19 protein-coding genes are annotated in these 23,317 nt (G+C 41.4%); 11 read left to right on the top strand and 8 right to left on the bottom strand.

Annotated elements, in window-relative coordinates:
• Positions 1–292 precede the first annotated feature (292 nt).
• The 5 genes from BCU84_RS04050 to BCU84_RS04030 form a co-directional block, all read right to left on the bottom strand.
• Positions 293–2,623, bottom strand: a complete 2,331-nt coding sequence (locus BCU84_RS04050; protein WP_102526818.1) for a DUF2357 domain-containing protein — start codon at positions 2,621–2,623, stop codon at positions 293–295.
• 25 nt (positions 2,624–2,648) lie between these two features.
• Positions 2,649–4,955 carry a restriction endonuclease gene (locus BCU84_RS04045; protein ID WP_102526817.1) on the bottom strand — a complete coding sequence of 769 codons (2,307 nt, stop codon included), beginning with the start codon at positions 4,953–4,955 and terminating at the stop codon, positions 2,649–2,651.
• Positions 4,942–6,204, bottom strand: a complete 1,263-nt coding sequence (locus tag BCU84_RS04040; RefSeq protein WP_102526816.1) for a DNA cytosine methyltransferase — start codon at positions 6,202–6,204, stop codon at positions 4,942–4,944. Before BCU84_RS04040 ends, BCU84_RS04045 begins: the two co-directional genes overlap by 14 nt.
• Before the next feature lie 140 nt (positions 6,205–6,344).
• Positions 6,345–7,682, bottom strand: coding sequence for a type II toxin-antitoxin system HipA family toxin (locus tag BCU84_RS04035; RefSeq protein WP_102526815.1), 1,338 nt, complete (start codon positions 7,680–7,682; stop codon positions 6,345–6,347).
• A complete protein-coding gene (locus BCU84_RS04030) occupies positions 7,682–7,963 on the bottom strand; it encodes a helix-turn-helix domain-containing protein (protein ID WP_102526814.1) in 282 nt (93 codons plus the stop codon). Before BCU84_RS04030 ends, BCU84_RS04035 begins: the two co-directional genes overlap by 1 nt.
• Positions 7,964–8,254: 291 nt before the next feature.
• On the opposite strand from BCU84_RS04030, the gene BCU84_RS04025 reads away from it, so the two are divergent.
• Complete coding sequence (locus BCU84_RS04025) at positions 8,255–8,887, top strand: chromophore lyase CpcT/CpeT (RefSeq protein ID WP_102526813.1); 633 nt, start codon at positions 8,255–8,257, stop codon at positions 8,885–8,887.
• A 211-nt stretch (positions 8,888–9,098) separates the two neighbouring features.
• Complete coding sequence (locus tag BCU84_RS04020) at positions 9,099–9,959, top strand: mechanosensitive ion channel family protein (protein WP_102526812.1); 861 nt, start codon at positions 9,099–9,101, stop codon at positions 9,957–9,959.
• 115 nt (positions 9,960–10,074) lie between these two features.
• On the opposite strand, the gene yjjG is transcribed toward BCU84_RS04020, so the two are convergent.
• The 3 genes from yjjG to BCU84_RS04005 form a co-directional block, all read right to left on the bottom strand.
• Positions 10,075–10,755 (bottom strand): pyrimidine 5'-nucleotidase, encoded by a 681-nt coding sequence (gene yjjG, locus BCU84_RS04015; RefSeq protein ID WP_102526811.1) that lies wholly within the window; start codon positions 10,753–10,755, stop codon positions 10,075–10,077.
• A 115-nt stretch (positions 10,756–10,870) separates the two neighbouring features.
• Positions 10,871–11,938, bottom strand: coding sequence for an aminoglycoside phosphotransferase family protein (locus tag BCU84_RS04010; RefSeq protein ID WP_102526871.1), 1,068 nt, complete (start codon positions 11,936–11,938; stop codon positions 10,871–10,873).
• A gap of 127 nt (positions 11,939–12,065) precedes the next feature.
• Positions 12,066–13,304: a hypothetical protein gene (locus BCU84_RS04005; RefSeq protein ID WP_102526810.1), complete on the bottom strand. Its 1,239-nt coding sequence runs from the start codon at positions 13,302–13,304 to the stop codon at positions 12,066–12,068.
• Between the two features lie 341 nt (positions 13,305–13,645).
• Here BCU84_RS04005 and gmk point away from each other — a divergent pair, with 341 nt between their 5' ends.
• From gmk to BCU84_RS03960, 9 genes are all read left to right on the top strand, one after another.
• Complete coding sequence (gmk, locus tag BCU84_RS04000) at positions 13,646–14,269, top strand: guanylate kinase (RefSeq protein WP_102526809.1); 624 nt, start codon at positions 13,646–13,648, stop codon at positions 14,267–14,269.
• 60 nt (positions 14,270–14,329) lie between these two features.
• Entirely contained in the window at positions 14,330–14,608 is a 279-nt protein-coding gene (gene rpoZ / locus BCU84_RS03995; protein WP_055025248.1) for a DNA-directed RNA polymerase subunit omega, read from the top strand.
• A 13-nt stretch (positions 14,609–14,621) separates the two neighbouring features.
• On the top strand, positions 14,622–16,736 hold the full coding sequence (gene spoT / locus BCU84_RS03990) for a bifunctional GTP diphosphokinase/guanosine-3',5'-bis pyrophosphate 3'-pyrophosphohydrolase (protein WP_102526808.1): 2,115 nt from the start codon (positions 14,622–14,624) through the stop codon (positions 16,734–16,736).
• 93 nt (positions 16,737–16,829) lie between these two features.
• Positions 16,830–17,213, top strand: a complete 384-nt coding sequence (locus tag BCU84_RS03985; RefSeq protein WP_102526870.1) for a RidA family protein — start codon at positions 16,830–16,832, stop codon at positions 17,211–17,213.
• Positions 17,214–17,609: 396 nt separating this feature from the next.
• Positions 17,610–19,265: an AMP-binding protein gene (locus BCU84_RS03980; protein ID WP_102526807.1), complete on the top strand. Its 1,656-nt coding sequence runs from the start codon at positions 17,610–17,612 to the stop codon at positions 19,263–19,265.
• A 176-nt stretch (positions 19,266–19,441) separates the two neighbouring features.
• Positions 19,442–20,368, top strand: coding sequence for a calcium/sodium antiporter (locus BCU84_RS03975; RefSeq protein ID WP_102526806.1), 927 nt, complete (start codon positions 19,442–19,444; stop codon positions 20,366–20,368).
• Between the two features lie 244 nt (positions 20,369–20,612).
• Positions 20,613–21,299 carry a tetratricopeptide repeat protein gene (locus BCU84_RS03970; RefSeq protein WP_102526805.1) on the top strand — a complete coding sequence of 229 codons (687 nt, stop codon included), beginning with the start codon at positions 20,613–20,615 and terminating at the stop codon, positions 21,297–21,299.
• 135 nt (positions 21,300–21,434) lie between these two features.
• The gene (locus tag BCU84_RS03965; protein ID WP_346349200.1) at positions 21,435–22,607 is read left to right on the top strand and encodes a sensor histidine kinase; all 1,173 of its coding nucleotides are present in this window, start codon (positions 21,435–21,437) and stop codon (positions 22,605–22,607) included.
• On the top strand, positions 22,604–23,227 hold the full coding sequence (locus BCU84_RS03960; RefSeq protein WP_102526804.1) for a response regulator transcription factor: 624 nt from the start codon (positions 22,604–22,606) through the stop codon (positions 23,225–23,227). Before BCU84_RS03965 ends, BCU84_RS03960 begins: the two co-directional genes overlap by 4 nt.
• Positions 23,228–23,317 lie beyond the last annotated feature (90 nt).

Here is a 23,317-nt window from a genome sequence, read left to right as displayed (position 1 = left end):
GCTTAAAACAAATGAGCCAGAATAATTGATAGTTTTAACCAACACCAAGAACAACTAAGTTATGAAATGAAACAAATGATCCTTAACAGATAAACTAAGTGGGGGAGTATATCTGTGAACAAAATAAATTAAAGTCAAGAAAATAACGCATAAACTGTTGATATACAAAAGTAATATCAAAGAACCCTACAAACAGATCGAAAACGTTGAATAGCCTTTTTACATGCGTTATATAACACTAAGCCCAGCAAAAGCTGGGCTTTTTAATTTTGATACATCAACCTAAAAGCTATTACCAAGTTTCATCAAGCTCAGCATACAGCTGAAGCTCACCTGTAATATCATTCCAGTGTTTAACCTCTTTAAGGTATTCCGCTTTAGTCAGTTTAAACTTAAAGCGTTCTTCGTAAGGTAGCCTGATTTCACTTTCAAGCTTTGTTGCTTCGCCTGAGAATTCAAATAACCAATATAGCTGTTCAACTGTACTGGCTTTACCAGTTAGTTGTTCGTCAATGCTATGCCTTGGCATCAGCTTTACATTTGCGACACGGTAAAGGTATTTGCCTACCTGAACCGCATCAGAATCTTCATTGCGAACCGTGACGATCAGATAACGAATCTCCCGGATTATATTACGATGAATATTCTGACGATTGGTTCCTAGCAATTGAGTGTGGTACCCCTGTAATTTTCCTTGTCTCGCATGCTCTAAATATTGTTCTGCACGGCTTATCTCGTTAACCGGTGCAACCATGGTCAAGCCTGTGTGGCGAATCGCGTTTTGCCCATACGGTGAAATTCGGGCAGCATCTTCTACAAAATAATAATCATTACTTAGTGGTAAACCTTTATCTATGCCGGCACCCAATTTCTGCAGCAAGTAGTTCTGCAACCACAAGCGATGATTTTGCTGGTCTGCATTACTAGGCAATAAAGCAAACGCGCCGATACCAACTTGTTCAATGGCATCTTGATAGGGGTTATTGCAGTTAGTTTGATCACAAAATCCGGGATATAAAGCAAAGGCTCCCATTACGGGACGGCTCTTAATTGGCGCTTCATTTGTTATTTTCTGCTGATGAATAATCGCATCACGATAACGGTGCATCTGATTAATGGCATCTTCAGGTACTGCGTCTTTATCATTAATTTGAGCATTATCGATACGGTATTTAGCATCAAATATAATGAAAAATGATTCCTGATTTCTCAGTGTTACTTGCAACACAATATCAGGGCGTTGATTTGCCAGCCAAGTGCGATTTTCAGCCTCATGATTAGGGGAAAAGGTAGGTTCATGTGCAAGCTTTATCTCCACCCCATCACTGCGATAAAATTCAAAAGCCGCCGCCATACCATTTTTGCTAAAGTGTTTTTCAAACTGCACTTGCTTTAACTGAGACAACTCTCGTTTTTGTTCTTCAAAGCCAAGGCTTTTGATTACCTCCATTACCTCAACAAAGCACCAAATTTCATATAACTCTGCCACTGACTTAATGGAAATATCAGCATGACCTCCCGCCTTATTAAGGTAGAATTTTAATTGTTGCCATACTTTGTAAACTTTGGCATAACCGGTACCTTGTTGGAGCACCTTAGAGTCACTATTTAGCCCACTATAACTTCCAACTTCTCGCCAAAGTTGCTGCTTCGTCATCTTGCTAAATACTCTTTGCCAAGTTTTTAGCTTATCGATAAATGAATCTGATACTTTTGCCTGTTCTTTAGTATCAATCTCAATGATAAAGCCTTTCAAAGTATCATTAATCCGATTGATCACCATTTTAATAAAGCGGTTTTCAGGAGTGTCTATATGGAGCTTTTTATAACTAACACTAATACGTGGGTTAGCAATGCCACTCGCAATGAGTTGTAGTGCCTTTTCAATTTGTCTTGGTTTTTGCTGCTTACTAATGCGATCTAGCTTTTGCTGCTTGGTAAATGACTGCAATCGGTTGTGGGGGGAATTAATTATCTGCTTAACGCCACGCTCTAATTCCGCCACTAACCTTTCAAATTGGGCTAACCAAAACAGTTCAAACTTGTCAGTGTTTCTGCTTGATTTAGTGACCTGTTGAGTGGTTTTACTAATTAAACTGTAGCGCCATAGTGGGTAAACTTTATCAATGGCTAGATTAATAAGGTTAAGGTCTTGCTCCATCACCATCTTAGTCGCAAAAATATTAAAATTAATATTAGCCGAGCAAAGCTTGCCATCAATTTGATACTCAACTTTAAAACCACAACGGCCAACATCATTACCAAAATTGAGCGCAGCTTGAAGCACATTGCCTTTTCGGTTTAAGTGGAAAGCCCCCTCAATTAATCGATGCTTATGATTTACAATCGCAGAGTTTTTAGTAACCGCTGGCTCAAACTCGATTTCAAACCAGTATTGGCGATTTTCAAAAAAGAACGGACTATCTAAAGGCAACCCATCATCAAATGTCGCTGTGGCATCATCTGCCAAAACAGCAATAATATCTCCTGATGGCAATGGGACACTGCGCTGCGAATAGGTATGAGTCAGTTTTTTAAACGGGCTCACGATATCATCGCAACTTACATAAACAATAAAGTCTGGATGCTTAAGTTTGATGGTCGCGCGTTTACGGGTTGTCATTGCTTCGACTATTCCTACTACGCTGTTACGGCCAAAAAGAAGTAAAGCCGCTATTTAACTGAGTTTGCATACTCTCAAGTTTAATCTTTGAGCGACATTGCACCTTAATCACCTTTTCACCAGAACCTTTGTTTTCACGCAGTAAATCAACACGCTCACCGTCCCAAATATGGTTAAGCTCTTTGGCTATAACGTCTTTAAAACTTTGTAATAATGCCTCACCTTTAAGCGTCTGTAGCTTGTCCTCATCACCTTCGATACGGGGCAAAACCTTACACATCAAAAAGTCATCAAAAACTGCCGCTAACTGCTCATCATTTTCAGGGGCAAAACTAATCACTGATAAACACAGCTCGTTAAAGGCGCGAAATGCCAATTCAAAAGGCGTACCTTGCAATACGGCATTCATGGCCTTAAAGAAAGCGGTAGTTTTTTGGGCTTTGGGGTCGGCCGCTACCGATGAAAACTGCTCAAACTTAGCTTGGCTACATGTTGGGTAACTGAGTTTTTTCGGTTCAAATTTAGCCTCAAAAAACTCATCAATGTTATTCGGGAAAAACTCACCAAAATCGAACGTCAGCGCACGGTCAATCACTTTGCGAGAGAAACCATGGGTGGTTTCATCCATATTCACAGTGCCAGTAACAATTAAATTAAATGGAATACTAATTCCGTGAGCTAAGAAGTAGTCCCAAATATCCTTATCTGTATCATTTTTGAGATCAAAACCTAGGTCTTTCGCTAACAGCGATGAAGGTTTCTCACTATCACTAGTTTTGCCGAAAACATCAGCATCTAGTGAGCTAAAGACCTCACCCTTAATGAGCGGGTCGCATTCATAAACATAACTTAAACCAGATTTTTTTAATTTATCCGGTGCATTCCAACAGCGCGTTTCCAATACCGATAAATAGTCAGCAAAATATTGCTCAACAGGTGCAAGGTTCATTTCATCTAAACACAGCCAAAACGGACGAATTTTAGCTAATTCATGGCCGCGCCAGTCGATCGCTACTCCGTTGCTGTCTCGTTCAATTTTTTCAATAATTTCGCGCCAAGCTCTAACAATAAAGCGCAATACATCTGTGGCAACATACTGAGGTTTACCACCCAGCCTAGAAACATAACCGAGTAAGTCACTGGGTTCGTGCCAATCGGGACGAACAGAGGTAAGACAATAGGTTTCAGATAAAGAACCAGTTTTTTTGGCTTGCTCACGCACAAAGCGAGTTTTACCAGTGCCTGAGATGCCAGCGAGAAGAAGGAAGGGTTTGGTAACTTGTTGCAAAACTAGATTATTTGATTCCTTAAGAATATATATTCCATCCTCAACGAGTATTTCATAGTTTACGTACAAGGAATTGAATATGGGAATTAATGACTGAATATCCAGTCTAGATGAAGTGCCATCAGTCCATTGATTTGATAAGTAATACATCTTTGAGTCTAAAATGAATGGCTTTTCAAAAAAACGATTTTTTTCTCCACTACTGAGTTGTTCCTCGCTAAGAAGCACATTAGAGACCTTAAAAATAGTTGTTAATCTATAACCTTTATACTCAAGGTTGTAGTTCCCAAGGCTGATCTCTTTTTCAATTAGGTACTTGAATAAAGGTTCTTGTCTTGTTTTTGTTATTAAGAACTCTATTAATAAATATACAAATTTTCCACGTGAGTGTTCTGATAATAACGGAGATGACTTTTTCACATCCAGTTTAGATGAAAGCGGCTCGAATACTGGCAAAAATGATTCTCTAAGCGCTGATTCCTCTGCAAATTGCTTTGCAATTTCTGCAACAGCACTTTGTGTCTCAGCTAAAAGCTTACCGGCCTGTAAAAGTGGAGAAACATAATAATCATTTCTATCAATAGTTTTCCCCCCACCCCAACTACTGTAATCAGAAACAAACGTTTTAAAAAATTCACACTCCTGAAGAGAATGTCCATTAGAAGTAAAAAACTTTTGTATCAATTCTGATTGCACATCATTTAATCCCTTCCTTAAGGATACAGCTATCTCTTGAAGGTTTTCACCTTCAAAAATCTGCTTAAAAATGTGCTTATGTTCATTCAGCCCTTTCAAATAACCAGCCAATTCAGATGCTATGAAGAACCAGTAGTTAGTTAAAAAAATGGACTTTCCAGTTGTAGTTATGATTCTTGTGGAAAAGTCAGCCCACTCTACTTCTGAGTATCCATTAGCTGCATTACCGGAGATGTATTTTTCATACTCTACTTTAAATTTTTCTGCTAATCGAACATCTCTAAACTCTACTTTATTAACGTTCGATTCAATTTCATTAAATTTTGATTTAAGGTCAATCAATTCCATTTAAATTTCCTTTTATTACCTTTGCTAAAGCAACGATTACAGGTACAGAGACACTATTCCCAAACTGCTTATAAGCTTGAGTTTTTGATGCGCTAAATACAAAATCTTCAGGAAAACCTTGCAATCTCGCAGCTTCTCTTGGGCTGATTTTTCTAGGGTTCTTTCCTTCTTGAGCTAACAAGATTTCGCTACCATCTTTATAGTAACGTGCAGAGATCGTATTAGTGTATTCACTCTCAGGTGTTACCAGCCCATAACCAAACCCTTTGCCTTTAGCTTTGTTTTCAACTTTTCTGCGTTGATGCCCTGCCCATAATCGATCTGATATGGTTAACTTTTCACAAGGTTCTTCTTCTAGAATATCCGCAACTCTCGTCGCTACATTTAACGGTTTAGGGTATTCAAACTTTTCAATTAGTCCATCTTTCCATAACACGATATAAATACGCTGCCTATTTTGTGGAACGCCAAAATCAACAGATTTCATAACCATTTTTTTGGCTTCTGTTTGAATCTGTTTAGCCGTTCCATTTTCAATCAACTCTTTTGAAATATTACAGCTGTACCCAATATCAGTGAGCGTTTTAAGAATAACCTTTAAGGTATGCCCTTTATCGTGACTGACTAGACCTTTTACATTTTCTAACATTGCAAATTTTGGCTGCTTCTCTTCAATAATACGTGCAATATTATGAAACAACGTACCTCGAGTATCTTCGATACCTAACTTTAGCCCTGCATGCGAGAATGGTTGACAAGGGAATCCTGCTAACAACAAATCGTGTTCTGGAATATGTGTTGGGTTTATTGAGGTGATATCGCCAAATGGAAACTCACCATGATTGTTGCTATAGGTAGCTTGAGCATGTTTATCAAACTCTGATGAGAATACACATGCTCCACCATTATTTTGGAAGCCCAAACGTACGCCACCAATCCCAGCGAATAAATCGATAAACTTAAAACCGCTATCTTTGGAAGGCTTCAATGCTAGGTGCCCAAAAACTGCCTCATAAAAGCTTTCTCGGTCAATGAATAATGCATGCGCTTTTAGTAGATTGACGACTTCAGCTTTGAGGTCATCTGCGGACTTCAAATTTTGATTACAAAAAAACTGACTATCCGTAGCGATAGCGTGCACCCACTGGTCAACAACTGCCTCAACTTCTGTACCATCAGGCACATGCGGCATTGCTATTGATTTGATAAGATTTTCCGCTTGCTGAAGTACATTTGGTTTACTATTCATTATTCACTACTATTAAAAAATTATTGATGTGGGTACTCTAAACAGCGCATATTATCAACTGCTGATAATTGAGCAAAGTGAGTTCGCCTTATTACTGGTGAGCCGACAATATTTATCTTTCTATCCGTCGGAAATTGATCCTACTGAAGACTCTCCTTCATTGACAGCCTTTTAGCTCTTTCACTTAATCCATTTAAAATTGAATCCCTGATATGCTCAGGAAAATCATCTGGTAACTTGGCTGTGACTCGATGAATCACACCTTCCACAGAATCTGCTACTTCTCGCAATATCTCTGTCATAACTATCGGGTCAAACCCCACCGCTTTAGCAGTCTGGATAAAGTGCCTGGGTAATATTTTGTCAACAACGTATTTTTTACCTTTAGTCGCTTTAAGCCCCATGGCTAATTTGGCATCGCGAATATTTAATCCTTGGCCGCCCATTGCTGGATACATGGATAAAATATCGTAAAAAGGGGTTAGCCTGTAACCGCCGCCAGCGTCTATGAACAGTGAAAAGTTTTTAGCATGGCCGTCTGTTGCAGCGAGCAGCCAAAACAGCACTTGGGACTTCATAAAATCGCGTCTATCTTGTGCGGCATTGGTTGAGCCCAATAAGTAACCCATGATTTGCTCAATACCTGGCCCACCATGGCTTTCGTATTTTTTGGCAGAGGGGATATTCAAGGTTTGGCAAAAATCCTCCTGAGGTAAGCGCATAATCCATTGCTTATCTGATGATAGTTTGCGGTCAAAACGTTCAACGGCCAGTGCTTTCATATTGCCAACGTTTAGTATTGAGCATTGCGGAACCGCTAAGCCAAACTCCCTGACTATCATCATGCTCAGGTATTCATTTTCGACACTGTTTGTCATATCAATTGTGTGGGAATGACTTTGTATTTTGCCAATCGGCAACTTAATAATATGCGTTGTTGGTGTGGCTTTAATGGGGAGGCGCCAAGCATTTATTTGAGTATTCTTTAAGTTCAGCAGCGCTGTTTTTTCTTGTGCACCTGCAATGGATATTCGAAAGTCGTCTTCACCTGTGAGCATGCCTAACGGAATATTTGAAAGATAGCCTTGCAAGACTTTTTCCAACGCAATGTTGGATAACGGTTTAGATTCAATGCTTTTAACATCTAAAGGGAGCTGTTCATGGGGCACAAATTGTAACGCGCCAACGCTGTCCTGCCCCACTTTGGCTAATAAATCGAATGCTTGGGTCGATTGCGCGTTATGCCGAGCAACAATTCTATTTCTGACTTCAATATTATCTGGCAGCAGGTTATCGAAAAAGTTATACACTTCATCTCCCTTATAGCTTTGCACTCGCAGCGGCATAGACAAAGAGATAGGGCGGCAACTAGGTGTATTTAGCCATTGTGCTGCATACTTAAAGACATGCGAACCGGTAGAGGATTTAGTAAATTCGCCAACCAAATAGCCATTCATGTAAACATCAAGCGTGGTCATTACCATTCCTCTTTCCACTGTGCTTTCGCAGCTTTGACGTCATCACCCGTTCGCTGACTTTCCGGTTCAGTCCCCCTCACCTTAATATCGAGTTCGAGGTTTAATGCCGATAAGATTTTAAATAAGGTGTCTACTTTTGTTGAATCAGGATTTTTCTCAAAGCTTGAAACAGTATCCTGACGAATACCCACGCTACTTGCCACTTTAGCTTGGGGCAGTTTCATATTCAGCCGTGTATCTTTGAGAAACGCGCTGAGTTGCTTTGAGTTTGTTACCTTCATACTTTTCTACCTATAAACATGCATACAATTCACTTTACACGCTACAGCAGGTAAATCAAGTTTCACACGCTATAACCGTTAAAGATCTATTTACACGGTACAACCGTTAAGATTAGTTTCACACGCTATAACCGTTAAAATTACTTTCACACGCTGTAGCAGATATAAGCTGCCATTGCCTATTTTACTCTTTCAAACCGATGGGTTAACTTACCTAGCAATGAGGCTAAACGACTCATTACAAATACGAACTAAAAATACAAAAACACCATTAATCGGAAAGGATTTCCTGTGAACACATCTCTTAGCCGCATTGCGGTTTTCAGTGCTTTTTCAGCACTGGCTTTTATGCCAATCACGTCTCAAGCAACTGAACAAGACAAGCAAGCTTTATTACTTGAGTGGATGCAAGGCCACTTTGATAGCGAACAGCAATCTATTAGTGATAAAGATTTTTTTAATATCCATCTCAATATGGTGCAAATTTGGCCCGAGGATAAATCCACTTGGCTTTATGTTGAACAAGCCGCTGCAACACATTTAGAAAAACCGTACAGGCAGCGGGTTTATGAGGTCACTGCACTATCGGCAACTGAGTTTGCTAGTAAAGTGTATACCTTTGAAAACGATAAAAGCTTCGCTGGCGTTTATAAAGATGATGCACCTCTGAGCGAGCTAACGCCTAAAGACTTAACTGAAAAGTCAGGCTGCACTGTGTTGTTAACTTGGTCTGATAAGTCACAATCATTTGCAGGCTCTACTAATGAGAAAAGCTGCTTAAGTCAGCTACGCGGCGCAAGCTATGCCACTTCTGAAGTCACGGTAACTAAAGACAGTATTGTCAGTTGGGATCGCGGTTATGACAGTAACGATAAACAAGTGTGGGGCGCTGAAAAAGCAGGCTATATTTTCTTGAAAGAGTAAACAGCCTGCATACAATTGAGTTGAAGCCGCGCACCTTATCACCCAGTGCGGTTTCAACTTTTAAGCTTTAAAGCCTTTCCCAATCCAACCCAACCCCAATTGACTCTTTTAAAATAAAAAACACTGGTCAAAGCTGACTTAGTCTATAGCTATGATAAAGTGAGTTATCTAACTGTTTTGTCGTTAAGTTGCCGTTTTTTAAGAGGGTGTTGTGGAAGAACTGAATATCGTCATCGACTTTTTAGCAACCTATAAGTTGTTTGTAACCGTATTAATCATCCTATTACTGTCGATGCTTAAACGCTTTGTGGTGTCTAAAATTCGCGGTGATATTGCGTTTGTCAGTGAAGGGCAACGTAAATGGATGTCACGAACGAAAAATGGCACTTTTATCTTAATTGTCATGATCCTGTTTTTATTGTGGCAAACCGAAATCAATAAATTTGCCCTGTCAGTGACTGCAATTGCGATTGCCTTTGTGGTGGCATCTAAAGAAATTATCTTATGTTTTACTGGCTCGATTCAGCGGGCGAGTTCTCGCTCATTTGTGATTGGGGATTGGATTGAAGTGGGTAAGCTTTGTGGTGAGGTCATTGAGCACAACTTAATGGCAACGGTGATCCAAGAAATCGATTTGCACCATGGCCAGTATCACTACACGGGTAAAACAGTCACCTTCCCTAACAGCATGTTTTTTAGTTATGCGGTGAAAAACCTCAATTTCATGAAGCGTTATGTTTACCATAGCTTTACGATTACTGTGGTTGAGTTTGTAAATCTGTACCCTTTGTTTCCAGCGTTAACCAGCAAGATTGAAGCGCATTGCGAGGACTTTTTAGAAGTGGCAACTCGCTATAACAATATTATCGAAAGACATGCTGGCGTTGACTTACCAGGACCTGAGCCACACATTCATATCCATAGTGGACCTGCGGGTGAGCAAATGGTGCATATAATGATTTTTTGCCCAACAGAGCGCGCAACCCATTTAGAACAACACATTAGAGAAGACTTTATGATTGCTTATCATGAAGCATTTCCTAAAGCGGCTGACGCTATTACTTTGAGCTAGTACTTTGAGCTAGTACTTTGAGCTAATAGTTCGGGCTAATACTTCGAGCTAACGATTTACCAAAAAGAAGCCACTCAATCGAGTGGCTTCTTTTTATGCTAAACAGACGAGCAGCCTACTTCACAGCATGCAACTCATCATGCAGTTGCTGCAAATCTTTCACTTCAAAAGTAGGAGTAATACCATCAACGGTCTCTTTACCGTGATGATTAAGCCAGCAAGTATCAATGCCAGCGTTAACGCCGCCTAAGATATCTGAATGAAGGTTATCACCCACCATCAACACCGTGTTTTTATCTGGGTTACCCATGAGCTCAAAGGTATGCTCGAAAATGCTCACATCGGGCTTCGCTTTGCCAAATTGCTCTGAAATCACCACATGTTCAAATGAAGATTTAAAGCCTGTGCGCTCTAGGCGTACATTTTGCAATTCAGTCAAACCATTAGTGATAATGCCCAGAGTCGCTTTACCTTCTAAGCTTGATACCAGTTTTTTTGCACCTGGTAAGGGCTGACAAATGTCTGCCATGGCAGCTAAAAAGTCACTGTTCAAGCGCTTAGTGGTAACCCCAAGTTTTTCAGACCAATGTAAAAAACGCGTATGTTGTAATTGCGCTGCATCAATCAAGCCTTGTTGATAATCGACCCAGAGCTGTTTGTTTACCGACTGATAAAAAGCAAAATCATTGTTATCAAAGTCGATATCAAAACGGGAAAACATGAGTTTTAAGCCAGCAAAAATATCGAAATCAAACAAGGTTTCGTCTGCGTCAAACAATATCCATTGGTACTTCATTGCTTACTCTTTATGTTTTTAAATAAGGAAGATTTAAATAATCGAAATCGCCAATTTAATCAAGATTTTTTGACCAACAAGACCTTTATTAAATCAGGTACTTATTCAAAAAGTCTTATTCAAAAAATGCTTTAAGTGACGACTCTTGTGCGACTAAACTTTTGAATACGGTAAGCTGGTTAGCTGCGCGATCTAGGTTATGACCTTCGCGATGAATACCAAAGTACACGTCACCATTTAAATGGTCGGCTAAAAAGCGAGAACCCAACATGAGTGCCATCACTTTAATGCCTAACCAAAGGCTGCGCTTTTCAAGCGGGGTGAGAATATCTGCCAATTGCTCGGTATAGGCTTCACAAGCCGCTTTGATAATTTCTGGTCGTGCAATGACTTTATCAAGCGCTGTTGAGTCTTCTTCCTCTGGCGAGCAAAACGCGCGCACCATGTCACCAAAGTCATACATTAAGTAGCCTTTCATGCAGGTGTCGATATCGATGACTGCCATGCTCGACATATCACGCTTATCAAACAGCATATTGTTGATTTTGGTGTCGTTATGGCAAATACGAAGTGGCAGCTGACTTTCCACGTGCTTAAGCTCATCAAACAAGCTTTGCTGCGACAAGACAAGCTCTGCCCATTCGCGGCAATCAACCAATCGTGCTGACTTATCATCTGCTATTGCTTGTTTAAGCTGAGTAATACGCTGCGGGAGATTTAAAAAATTAGGAATAACATCATTTAGGCTATTAGCATCTAAATCACTTAATGCATGGGCGAAATGCCCAAAGGCACTAGCGGCCATTTTGGCTTCTGCTTGATTAGTTACGACTTCAATAGTGTGGCTGTTAGCTAAATAGCTGATGGCGCGCCAAAATCCTTTATCGCCTAAATCGGCAGATAAGCGACCGTCTTTTAGCACTACCGGAGAAATCACATCGAGCTGATACTCACCATTGTTGGCTTTTTGAATGAGGTGATGGCTGACTTTAGCGGCATTTTCGATTAACACTTCAGGCTCAGTAAACACTGTGGTATTAATTTTTTGTAGCACTATCTGGCCTGTTGCCCATCTTACTAAGTAAGTTTGGTTAATATGGCCATTGCCTAACGGCGAAATACTCGCATGTTCATCATTAATTCCATACAAAGGCAAAATCGTTTGCCTAATAAACTCAACCACCCAACTCTCCATATCTTTTCATTGCGAGCGAGACAGTTTAATACGATTGATATAAACCACAACACTTACTTACAAAGACATTTACTCGCGAATTAACACCGTTTAGTGTAATTCGCGATGTTTTCTATCATAAACCTTTAATGTATTTCTCAAAGGCAGGTTGACTTGATAGCGTGGCTTGGCTGCCTTTCAAGCTAAAGTTATAGCCACATAATTTAAAGCTGCCACGCATGGCGACATTATTAATAATGCGGCTATTATCTAATGGTGAGAATCTGGCTTCTGTGCCACTGTCAGCCATTAAATCGACCTGCATTGGCCTAAACTTGCTGCCATCATTAAAGGTCATGTCAGCACAGCGCTTATCACCTTCTGCGGTATCAAGTCGCCAAATAGATTGTGCGTCGCCTTCGTCGCCTAACCAGCGAAGTACTAATACTTCATCTTCAAGAATTAACCAAAAACCATCGGGTAATTTAACCCTTGTGGTGTCGTTAATGGCAACAGGCTCTTCAATCGGGGCTGTTTCTAATGGTGCTTGCTCTACTTCTTCGCCGGTAAATAGCAAACTGATCAAATAGATAATAATGCTTATTGCTAGGACAACGCCTAAGCCTTTAGCGACCATTATCAACATTTTTTGATTGCCCTGTGCCCAAATCAGCCAAGATTTAAGTAATTCAGACAATGAACCAGACTCTAGTGCACCGCGATCAACCCGATAACTTGGTTTGTCATCTGCGCCGTATTGGGATTCACTATCTTCAGGTATCTCACTATGGTTTGCTGCCGTTGGCGTTTCTTTATATACGGCTTCTTGTTGGTAACCTGGCTCATATCCATGCTCTTCATCGTAAAAGCTGGCGTCACTTCCACTGTCAACGTCCTCAGTATTAAAGCTACTTTGGTTTTGCTCACCAATGGTTGGCTCTCTTCTTCGGCGTGCGTGCCCATGGCCTGCATCATCTTTGTTATGCGGGCCGTTATAGCCTTGCACATAGACTGTTTTACGTTGATTCGTTTTAGAATCAGCAAACCAGCCAAACCCAGTAGCCACCGCTACGCCAAGTATAAACAGCACACTGGATACAACTGCGGGGAAACTAAGGCTTAGCGATAAACTAAAGAGTATTAATAAAGTCACAGGCACAGCGACAAGAGAGCTAGGTTTAGCGGCGTCTCGTAAACGGCGTAAACAGCTTAGGGCACAAACAGGTATCGCAATGACAGCTGCGATTAAGGTCACAACGGTATTGGCAAATAATAGCGAGATGAGTAATACCAACACTAAACAACTTATTTGAATAGCGATAGCTCTTAGGCCGTTGTCTCGACCTTGACGACAAAATAAGGATGCGAATGACACAAGAAATCCTAATATCTAAAAAATGATCTGTTGGCAGACTAAACAATTTCACCGCCAAAGTCAGTGAAACCACCAAAAAATGGCTTAAAAAATTCTAAAAATGTCAATTTGAACTTAAATCGGCTCGAAAGCTTAATCAGTCTGCTTTTTAATTAAGGTTAATTTCAGTCTATCTGGGGGTTAAGCGCATGCCACAAAGGCCTTAGCAAACAATGGCGCTGCATTAAATCTGTTTTTTCAAAGCTCAGATTTGTGCACTTTTATCCTTCACGTATCTCGCAAATTTTATCGCTTTGAGTATAATACTCGCCCTGATAAATAATCTGGTTGGAAATTGCACTATGAGCGCTCATGGAAATCTATTTATTGTGTCTGCCCCAAGTGGCGCCGGTAAGTCTTCACTTATCTCTGCATTACTAAAAGATAAACCTAGCGACATGCAAGTGTCTGTGTCACACACCACCCGTAAACCGCGTCCAGGTGAAGTTAATGGTCAACATTATCACTTTGTTTCGGTTGAAGAATTTAAAGCACTTATCGCTGATGAAGCTTTTTTTGAATGGGCGGAAGTGTTTGGTAATTACTACGGCACATCCCGCACGGTTATTGAACAAACATTAGCGAACGGTATTGATGTGTTTTTAGATATTGATTGGCAAGGCGCCGAACAAGCTAAAAAATTGATGCCTGACGCGATTGGGGTATTTATTTTACCTCCTTCTAGAGCTGAGCTTGAACGTCGCCTAACTGGTCGCGGTCAAGACAGTCAAGAAGTCATTGATGGACGTATGGCTGAAGCCGTATCAGAAATGTCACACTATAAAGATGCAGATTATATTATTGTTAATGATGATTTTGACGTCGCTTTAGGCGATCTTTGTGCGATCATTCGCAGTCAAAGATCAACCTGTGCTAGTCAGATCCATACTCACAATGATATGATAAACGATCTGTTGGCAGATTAATTGTCATAGTGTACAATTTTGCGTCATTTTTTCCCATATATAACACTGGAGTTTCACCACATGGCTCGCGTAACTGTAGAAGACGCCGTAGAACAAATCGGCAACCGTTTTGATATGATCCTGGTTGCAGCGCGTCGTGCACGCCAAATCGCTGTGCAAGGTAAAGACCCAATGGTAGAAGAGATGAATGATAAGCCAACGGTTATCGCTTTACGCGAAATCGAATTAGGCTTAGTCACCTCTAACACTTTAGACGCTGATGAGCGTCAAACTGTTCGCGAACGTGAAGCCGCTGAAATTGCTGCAGTAGCTGCAATTGCTGAAGGCCGTACGCTTTAAGGAGTAGCGCCACTTGTATCTGTTTGAAGGTCTAAAGGAGTCTGCGTCAGGTTATTTAGAACCCGCGCAAGTAGAGTTACTCAAGCAGGCGTATATTGTTGCGCGTGATGCCCATGAAGGGCAAATGCGCACAAGTGGCGAGCCTTATATTACCCATCCCGTTGCGGTTGCCCGCATCGTGGCTGACATGCGTCTCGATCACGAGACATTAATGGCAGCCCTGCTCCATGACACCATCGAAGACACCCCAGTTACCAAAGAAGAACTCACTGAGTTATTCGGCGTTACTGTGGCTGAACTTGTCGAAGGCGTGTCAAAGCTCGACAAAATTAAGTTCCGCGATAAAAAAGAAGCCCAAGCTGAAAACTTCCGCAAGATGATGATGGCAATGACGCAGGATATCCGCGTTATTCTAATCAAACTTGCAGACAGAACGCATAACATGCGCACTTTGGGTGCATTACGTCCTGACAAACGTCGTCGTATTGCCCGCGAAACCTTAGAAATTTATGCTCCGATCGCCAACCGTCTTGGTATTCATAATATCAAAAGCGAGTTAGAGGATTTAGGTTTCCAAGCCTATTATCCAATGCGTTATCGTGTGCTTAAAGAAGTCGTCAAAGCAGCCCGTGGTAATAGAAAAGAACTGATTAATAGTATTGAAGGTGCTATTACGACTCGCCTTGAAGATGCTGGTATTAAAGGCACTGTCAAAGGTCGTGAGAAAAACCTTTATTCCATCTATCGTAAGATGAGTAATAAAGAACTGCAGTTTCAAGAAGTCATGGACATCTATGCGTTCAGAGTCATGGTCGATACCATTGATACCTGTTACCGCGTGTTAGGTGCTATGCATGGTCTTTATAAGCCACACCCTGGCCGCTTTAAAGATTATATTGCCATACCTAAAGCCAATGGTTACCAATCATTGCATACCTCATTATTTGGCCCTCATGCGGTTCCTGTTGAAGTACAAATTCGTACTGAAGAAATGGATCTCATGGCGGATAAAGGGGTTGCTGCTCACTGGATGTATAAGAGCGGCACCAATAGTTCGCAACAAAGTACCACTCAAATTCGCGCCCATAAGTGGATGCAAAGCTTGCTGGAGCTGCAACAAAGCGCCAGCAGTTCGTTTGAGTTTGTGGAAAACGTTAAGACCGAACTATTCCCAGAAGAAATTTACGTCTTCACCCCAGAAGGCCGTATTTTAGAATTACCCGTTAACTCAACAGCAGTCGATTTTGCTTACGAAGTCCACACCGATGTAGGTAATACCTGTGTTGGCGCACGCGTTAACCGTCAAGCATATCCGTTAAGTCAGCCATTAATCTCCGGTCAAACCGTTGAGATTATTACTGCTAAAGGTGCTCGCCCGAATGCGGCGTGGCTAAACTTTGTGGTTACAGGTAAAGCGCGCGGCAAAATACGCCAAGTGTTAAAGAGCTTAACCAGTGACGATGCTGTAGCACTAGGTAAACGCCTATTGAATCACGCTTTGGGTGAAACCAAGCTTGATAGCATTGACCCTGAACAACTCAATAAAGTGATTTCAGAAACCAAGCATGACGATTTAAATTCATTGCTGGCTGATATCGGTTTAGGCAACGCCATGAGTATTGTGATTGCTCAGCGTTTGTTAGGTCAAAAGCTGACGACTACTGATAAAGATGACGACACTGAAGAGCACTTGATGCCAATCCGTGGCGCTGAAGGCATGTTAGTGACCTTTGCTAACTGTTGTCGCCCTATTCCAGGTGATGCGGTTGTTGCTCACGTAAGTCCAGGTAAAGGCTTAGTGGTCCACATGGAAAACTGCGCCAACATTCGTGGTTACCAAGGTGAGCCTGACAAGTATATTCCTGTTCATTGGGATAACGTCGAAGGCGAAACTTACCAAGCAAATCTACGTGTTGAGATTGTGAATCATCAAGGCGCATTAGCAAAAATCACCAATATCATCGCAGCTGCAGGCTCAAATATTCATAACTTGAGCACTGAAGAACGTGATGGCCGAGTTTATCTCATCAACCTACGTATCTCGGTCGACGACCGTGTTCACCTCGCCAATGTAATGCGCCGTATTCGTGTATTACCGGAAGTCTTGCGTACCTCACGTAATCGCTAGTAAGATTAAAGCAACTACCTAAGCTGAATGATTCTTTTATAAGATTCAGGCTTAGGTTTGCTTGCATCTAATTTAAATTACCCAGAGGGCGTCATGGCAGAAAAAATCATTATCGCAACTGATAAAGCTCCACAAGCAATTGGCACATATTCTCAAGCTGTAAAAGTAGGTAGCACTGTTTACCTGTCTGGCCAAATCCCACTTGTACCAAGCACCATGCAAATGGTTAGCGATGACTTTTCAGAACAAGTTGTTCAAGTATTTGAAAACTTAACAGCTGTTACCGAAGCGGCAGGCGGCAGTATGGCAGATATCGTTAAGCTTAATATCTTCCTGACTGACTTATCTCACTTTGCAACTGTGAATGAAATCATGGCACGTTACTTCACTCAACCTTACCCAGCACGTGCTGCTATTGGCGTAAAACAACTGCCAAAAGACTCTTTAGTCGAAATGGATGGAATAATGGAGATCTAGGTCACAAACCGACTTTTCCACTACAGGCGCCTATTGGCGCCTTTTTTATTAGAGTTATTACTCGATACCGGTTCACTTTTCAGCAAAACCTGCTAGTTTATTAGTCGTAATTGCCTAAATTTTATAGGTTATCGTTTGCGCAGGTATCTTTATAAAGCCATACTGATACCGATCGTATTGAATATCTTATCGTTCACTGGGGGCTGATCAAGGTACGCTTTTTAGTTTTAACATTCAGTATTGGCTATTCGCTTTTACTGCATAAAACTAATCTATAGCGAATTGAGACTGGTCTGAACTGATTAGATATTCAATAGGATTACAATAGATTATTGCGTTAATGACATTGAAATATGTACGTCCTACATTAAAACAAAAACGAACACGGAATTGTCGATGGAAAATCTAATGAAAACACCAGTAGAAATGTTATCGCACTGGGTTGAGACTCAAGGCGACGAAGTATACTTACGTCAACCAATTAACGGTCAATACGTTGACTTTACATGGCGTGAAGTACAACAAAAAGTACAGCAAGTCGCAGGTGCACTGCGTCATTTAGGTTTAGAGCCTGGTGACAAAATCGCTGTACTCTCAAAAAACTGCGCAGAGTGGTTTATTACCGATTTAGCCTTAATGCACGGCGGCTATATCAGTGTGCCTATTTACCCTACCGCTAACGCTGAAACGATTCGTTATGTCCTTGAACATAGCGGTGCAAAAGCTATTTTCACCGGTAAGTTAGATTACTGGGCAGATCAAGAAGCCGGTGTCGGCGGTGAAATCCTACGTATTTCGATGCCATATGAAACTATGCCAGCTCAGTACCACTGGGAAAAGTTTGTTCAATTAGGCACGCCATTAGTAGATGCGCCTACTCCGTCAGCTGAAGATATGATGACCCTGATTTACACGTCAGGTTCAACAGGTAAGCCAAAAGGTGCCATGCAAACCTTTGGCAGCTACGGCTGGACTTGCGAAGCTGTAGTACGCGATTTAAAAACCAATACGGCTGATCGATTACTTTCTTACCTACCTTTAGCGCACATTACTGAACGTGTGGCGATTCAAGGTTCTTCTTTCTATTCAGGCTCTTCAGTGGCTTTTGTTGAAAGTTTAGACTCGTTTGTTGCCGATGTTCAGCGATGCAGACCAACGGTATTTTTCTCAGTGCCGCGTTTGTGGACGCTATTTCAGCTCAACATTATTAATAAAGCGGGCGAAGCGAAACTGAATTTCTTACTTAAGCTGCCAATTATTAGCAGCCTAGTAAAACGCAAAATTCAAAAAGGTTTGGGACTCGAGCATTGTCGTTTATTAGGTTCAGGTTCTGCGCCAATTCCGCCAACTCAATTAGAGTGGTACAACAAAATCGGTATGAATATCTCAGAAGCTTGGGGCATGACCGAGAATTGTGCTTATTCCATTATTAACTTCCCATTTGATGCCACTAAAATCGGCACTGTAGGCCGCCCTGTTGAAGGTTGCCAAGTACGTCGTACTGACGATGGTGAATTAATGGTGAAAAGCCCTGGCTTAATGACGGGTTATTACAAACAAGAAGAAGCCACTAAAGCCTGTTTTGATGAAGACGGCTTTTTCCATACGGGTGATTTATGTGAAATCGATGAAGATGGCTACATTTCAATTACTGGCCGCGTTAAAGATAACTTCAAGACGTCTAAAGGTAAGTATGTGGCGCCAGTGCCAATTGAGCGTAAGTTAGCACAGGATTCTCATATTGAATTATTGTGTGTTATTGGTTCAGGTTTACCGCACCCTGTTGCCTTAGTGCAGTTATCAGAAGGTTCAGCTCTTCAGCCTCGTGAAGAAGTGCGCTCGTCACTCAAAGCAACGCTTGATAGCATCAACCCTAATCTTGAGTCACACGAACATGTCGATGCCGTTGTGATAGTCAAAGAGCCATGGACTGTCGAAAACGATGCCCTTACGCCGACATTAAAAATTAAGCGTCATGTGCTTGAAAAGCAGTTTAGTGCCAAAGTTGATGGTGTACGCGGTGCTAAAGTGGTCTGGGAAGATGAACTGTAATTTCCTTGCGTAACCACGCCGATTTATAACACTTAAAAGCACACATCATTGTGTGCTTTTTTATTGGTTGAATTAATGAATTTTAATCACTCGATTGGATAAATTAGATTGCGTATTATTAAAAAATACCTATGCTTGCCATCCTTTTTGATTTAACCCATTTGTGAGCCTTGTTCATGTTAATTCTATTATCGATTATTGGTGGTTTTGTCATCCTAACTATTGGGGCTGAAGCCCTTGTGCGTGGTGCAAGTCAAATTGCACTAAAGCTAGGACTAACCCCCTTAATTATCGGTTTGACTATTGTAGCCTTTGGTACCAGTGCACCAGAGCTTGCCGTGAGTGTAAAATCTGCACTGGCAGGCAATAGTGGTATAGCTTTAGGCAATGTGATTGGTTCAAACATTGCCAATATTGGCCTTATTTTAGGTATTACGGCATTAATACGCCCGATTAAAATTGAGTCACAAATGGTGCGTCGTGACATTCCTATTATGATTGCCGCATCACTGCTATTTTGGAGTTTGTTACTCGATGGCGGCTTAAGCTTTTGGGATGGAATGCTGCTGACCTGTTTATTAATCGGTTACCTGTCTTTTAGCTATATCACCGCTGATAAACAAAGCAATGAAGATGGTTTAGCAGTTAATGCGCAAAGTAACTGGTTGTCGATAGCCTTAATTATTATTGGTATTTCAATGCTTGTAGGTGGCGGAATATTATTTGTTGATGGCGCAGTAGCCATGGCTAAGTCATTTGGTATTAGTGAAGTTATTATTGGTTTAACTATCGTCGCTATTGGTACTAGCATGCCAGAATTAGTCACCTCCATTGTTGCGGCAATGAAAGGTGAAAGTGATATTGCCATTGGTAATGTGATTGGCTCAAACCTATTTAATATTCTTGGTATATTAGGGGTTACCGCCTTGATCCATCCAATATTAAACAGCGAGATAAGCTCGATTGATTGGATAACGATGATCGCACTTGCCGTAGTATTGCTGCCATTTGCTTACACAGGTTTACGGATTGGTCGCCGTGAGGCTGTTGTATTAGTTCTCAGTTATCTTGGCTATATCGGCTACCTGATCGTACAAGTATAAGCCTGACAGGCTTAGAGATTTATAAGCTTCCCAATACCGTTAATGAACGCCAGCCTATTAACCCGATAGGCTGGCGTTTTTGTTAGTCATTACTACCGCTTTTGCTTATCACTTGATATCGAATGTTTTCACTGATGACATTTGTCACCTCAAACTGATGACGTTTGTGCCTGCACAGTTTACGCCCATTCTTAGATACTAACTCCGAAGCAACAAACCTTTAATTGAATAAACGGAGTTAATCATGAAAACATTATTTATTGCAGTCACCCTTTCATTAGTCAGCCAAAGTAGCATGGCAGATATTAGCGCAATTGATTCAGCAGCAAACGCGATGAACATAAATGAGCTTAAACAAATCAGCGAACAAAGCGTGGATTACGAACATGCTTACGCAGAATATCGCACCGCAATTACCGCGAATATTGTCGGACAGCGTGGCATGTTCAAGCGCTCATTAGATGAAGCTCAAACCACTCTCGAAAATATTCTTGGCCGTGAAGATGATGTTGAGTCAATGGCATTACTCGCATCAGTGTATGGCATGCAAATTTCAAATGATCCAACGAAGGGGCAAACATTGGGCATGAAAGCTGGCACTCTACTCGCGCAAGCTGAACAGATTGAACCCAATAATCCTCGTATTGCATTGGTGAAAGCCATGAGCGCTTATTACACACCGACTCAATATGGCGGCGGTATGGATAAAGCAAAACAATATGCCTCTGTTGCTATCGAGCGCTTCCAAAGTCCATGTGATGACATTTGTTGGGGACACAGCGAAGCTTATACGTGGCGCGGACTTGCTCAGCAAGAGTTAGGTAATCAACAAGATGCCGAGCAAGACTGGCAGCAGGCTATCGATATTGACCCTAACTATAGCTGGGCTAATTTTTTACTTAATCCACCGACTTCAGCGCAGCAGTATTAATAAATCCCAGTATTCACACAATTTGAGTGACTTAAGCGGCTGACGAGTAACGTCAAACTGCTTGATAGTGTAAAACGAGCATACAGTTGCAGGTTTTTAATCTGCTACTGTATGCTAACTCAGCAAGGAGAGGTTATGAATCATCAACGATTAGCCCAGCAAATTGAGCAAGGAAAGGTTCACCAGAAAATGACCAACAGCGACACAATTCAACCTGAACGTGACTATAAGCAAAAAACAGCTTGGGTATACTTACTTAACTTGATTTTTTACTTCATCCCATTGTGGTTTATGCGGGACGACGTATTACGTATCAGCGTGAGTTTGTTACTCCTAATCCCTTTTGTTTACAGTTACTATTGGGCATTTAAAAGCGCCTCAGCTAAAGCCATTTACCCCATTGGGTTAATGCTACTTACCGCCAGTGTTGCAGCACCATTTACCAGTGGTGCCATTTCACTTTTCAGTTTTGCCGCCTTTTTTATTGGTTTTTTCTATTCGCTTCGCACCGCAGTATTCTGTTTTTTCATTTTATCTGGATGGTTGTGGACACTGGATTTTCTGATTGGATTTGAAGCCTATTACTTCCCGCTCTATGGCATGCTCATCATGTTTGTCGTGGGATTACTTGGCGTGATTGAGCACAATAATGAGCGAGTGAGACGTCAGCAGCGTCAATCAAGCGATGAAATAGCCAGCCTAGCAACAGCGTTAGAACGAGAACGTATTGCCCGTGATTTACATGACATTATGGGTCACAACTTGTCGTCTATTGCCCTTAAAGCCCAGCTGGCTGAAAAATTAGTTGAAACAGGAAATTTGCCTTTAGCCCAACAGCACTTGAGTCAACTCGCCGATATTGCTCGTGAAAGCCTAAGCCAAATACGTCAGACGGTATCGGACTATAAACATAAAGGGCTGACCGATACGCTGCAGCAGTTAACGGGGTTACTGCGTGAACAAAGTATTGAAGTGCATCTAAAAGGGACATTACCCAAGATGCCTGCATTACAAGAATCACAATTAGGGTTAATGTTCACCGAATTGGTCAATAATACAATTAAACATGGCAATGCCACTGAATGTGTATGGCAGTTCGCCCATGAAGATGAACAACTGAGCATTAGCTTTAGCGACAATGCATCGACTAAGGAGATCATTGAAGGCAACGGGCTTAAAGGAATCAGAGAACGAGTCGAGTTGTTATCAGGTGAGTTTAATTACACTACGGAAGAGGGTTATCGATTCATGATTTCTTTACCACTTTCAGCCCAACAAATAGCACAAGACAAGGACGTGGTTGAATGAGAATTTTACTGGCAGAAGATCAAGCTATGGTGCGTGGGGCACTTTCTGCATTGCTAACCCTGACAGACGATGCCGCACTCGGTAAGGTAGAAGTCACCGAAGCCGAAGATGGCGCCCAAGCGATGGCATTATTAAAACAGCAGTCCTTTGATTTACTGCTCAGTGATATTGAGATGCCACAACATACGGGGCTCGAACTCGCACAATGGCTGCAGCAATATCAAGCTGACTCATCCCATAAAACTAAGATTATTATCCTGACAACCTTTGGCCGTGCGGGTTACATAAAGCGCGCACTAACCGCTGGGGTTGAAGGTTTTTTACTTAAAGATGCCCCAACCGAGAGCTTACTGTCAGCCATTAAGCAGGTGATGTCAGGTAAAAAGGTTATTGATCCCGAATTGGCGATCAGCGCAATTGGCGATATCGATCCACTCAATGATAAAGAGCGCAAAGCCTTAAGGCTTGCCAGCGAAGGCTTATCAACCAGTGATATCGCAGCACAATTATTTATTGCCGAAGGCACATTACGTAATTACCTGTCCGAAGCCATCAGTAAGCTAAATGCCACCAATCGCATTGATGCTGCGCGGATTGCTAAACAAAAAGGCTGGTTATAGAGTCGCTTAGCATAGAATCAGGTAATATTATTGCCTTGTTTTAAAACTCTGCTAAGATAAGCCATACATCTGTATATATTTACAGTACTA

This window comes from Shewanella sp. 10N.286.51.B7, assembly GCF_002873615.1.
Taxonomy (GTDB): Bacteria; Pseudomonadota; Gammaproteobacteria; order Enterobacterales; family Shewanellaceae; genus Shewanella; species Shewanella electrodiphila.
Note: the sequence above shows the minus strand (reverse complement) of the source record. Positions and strands in the feature narration are given on the sequence as shown.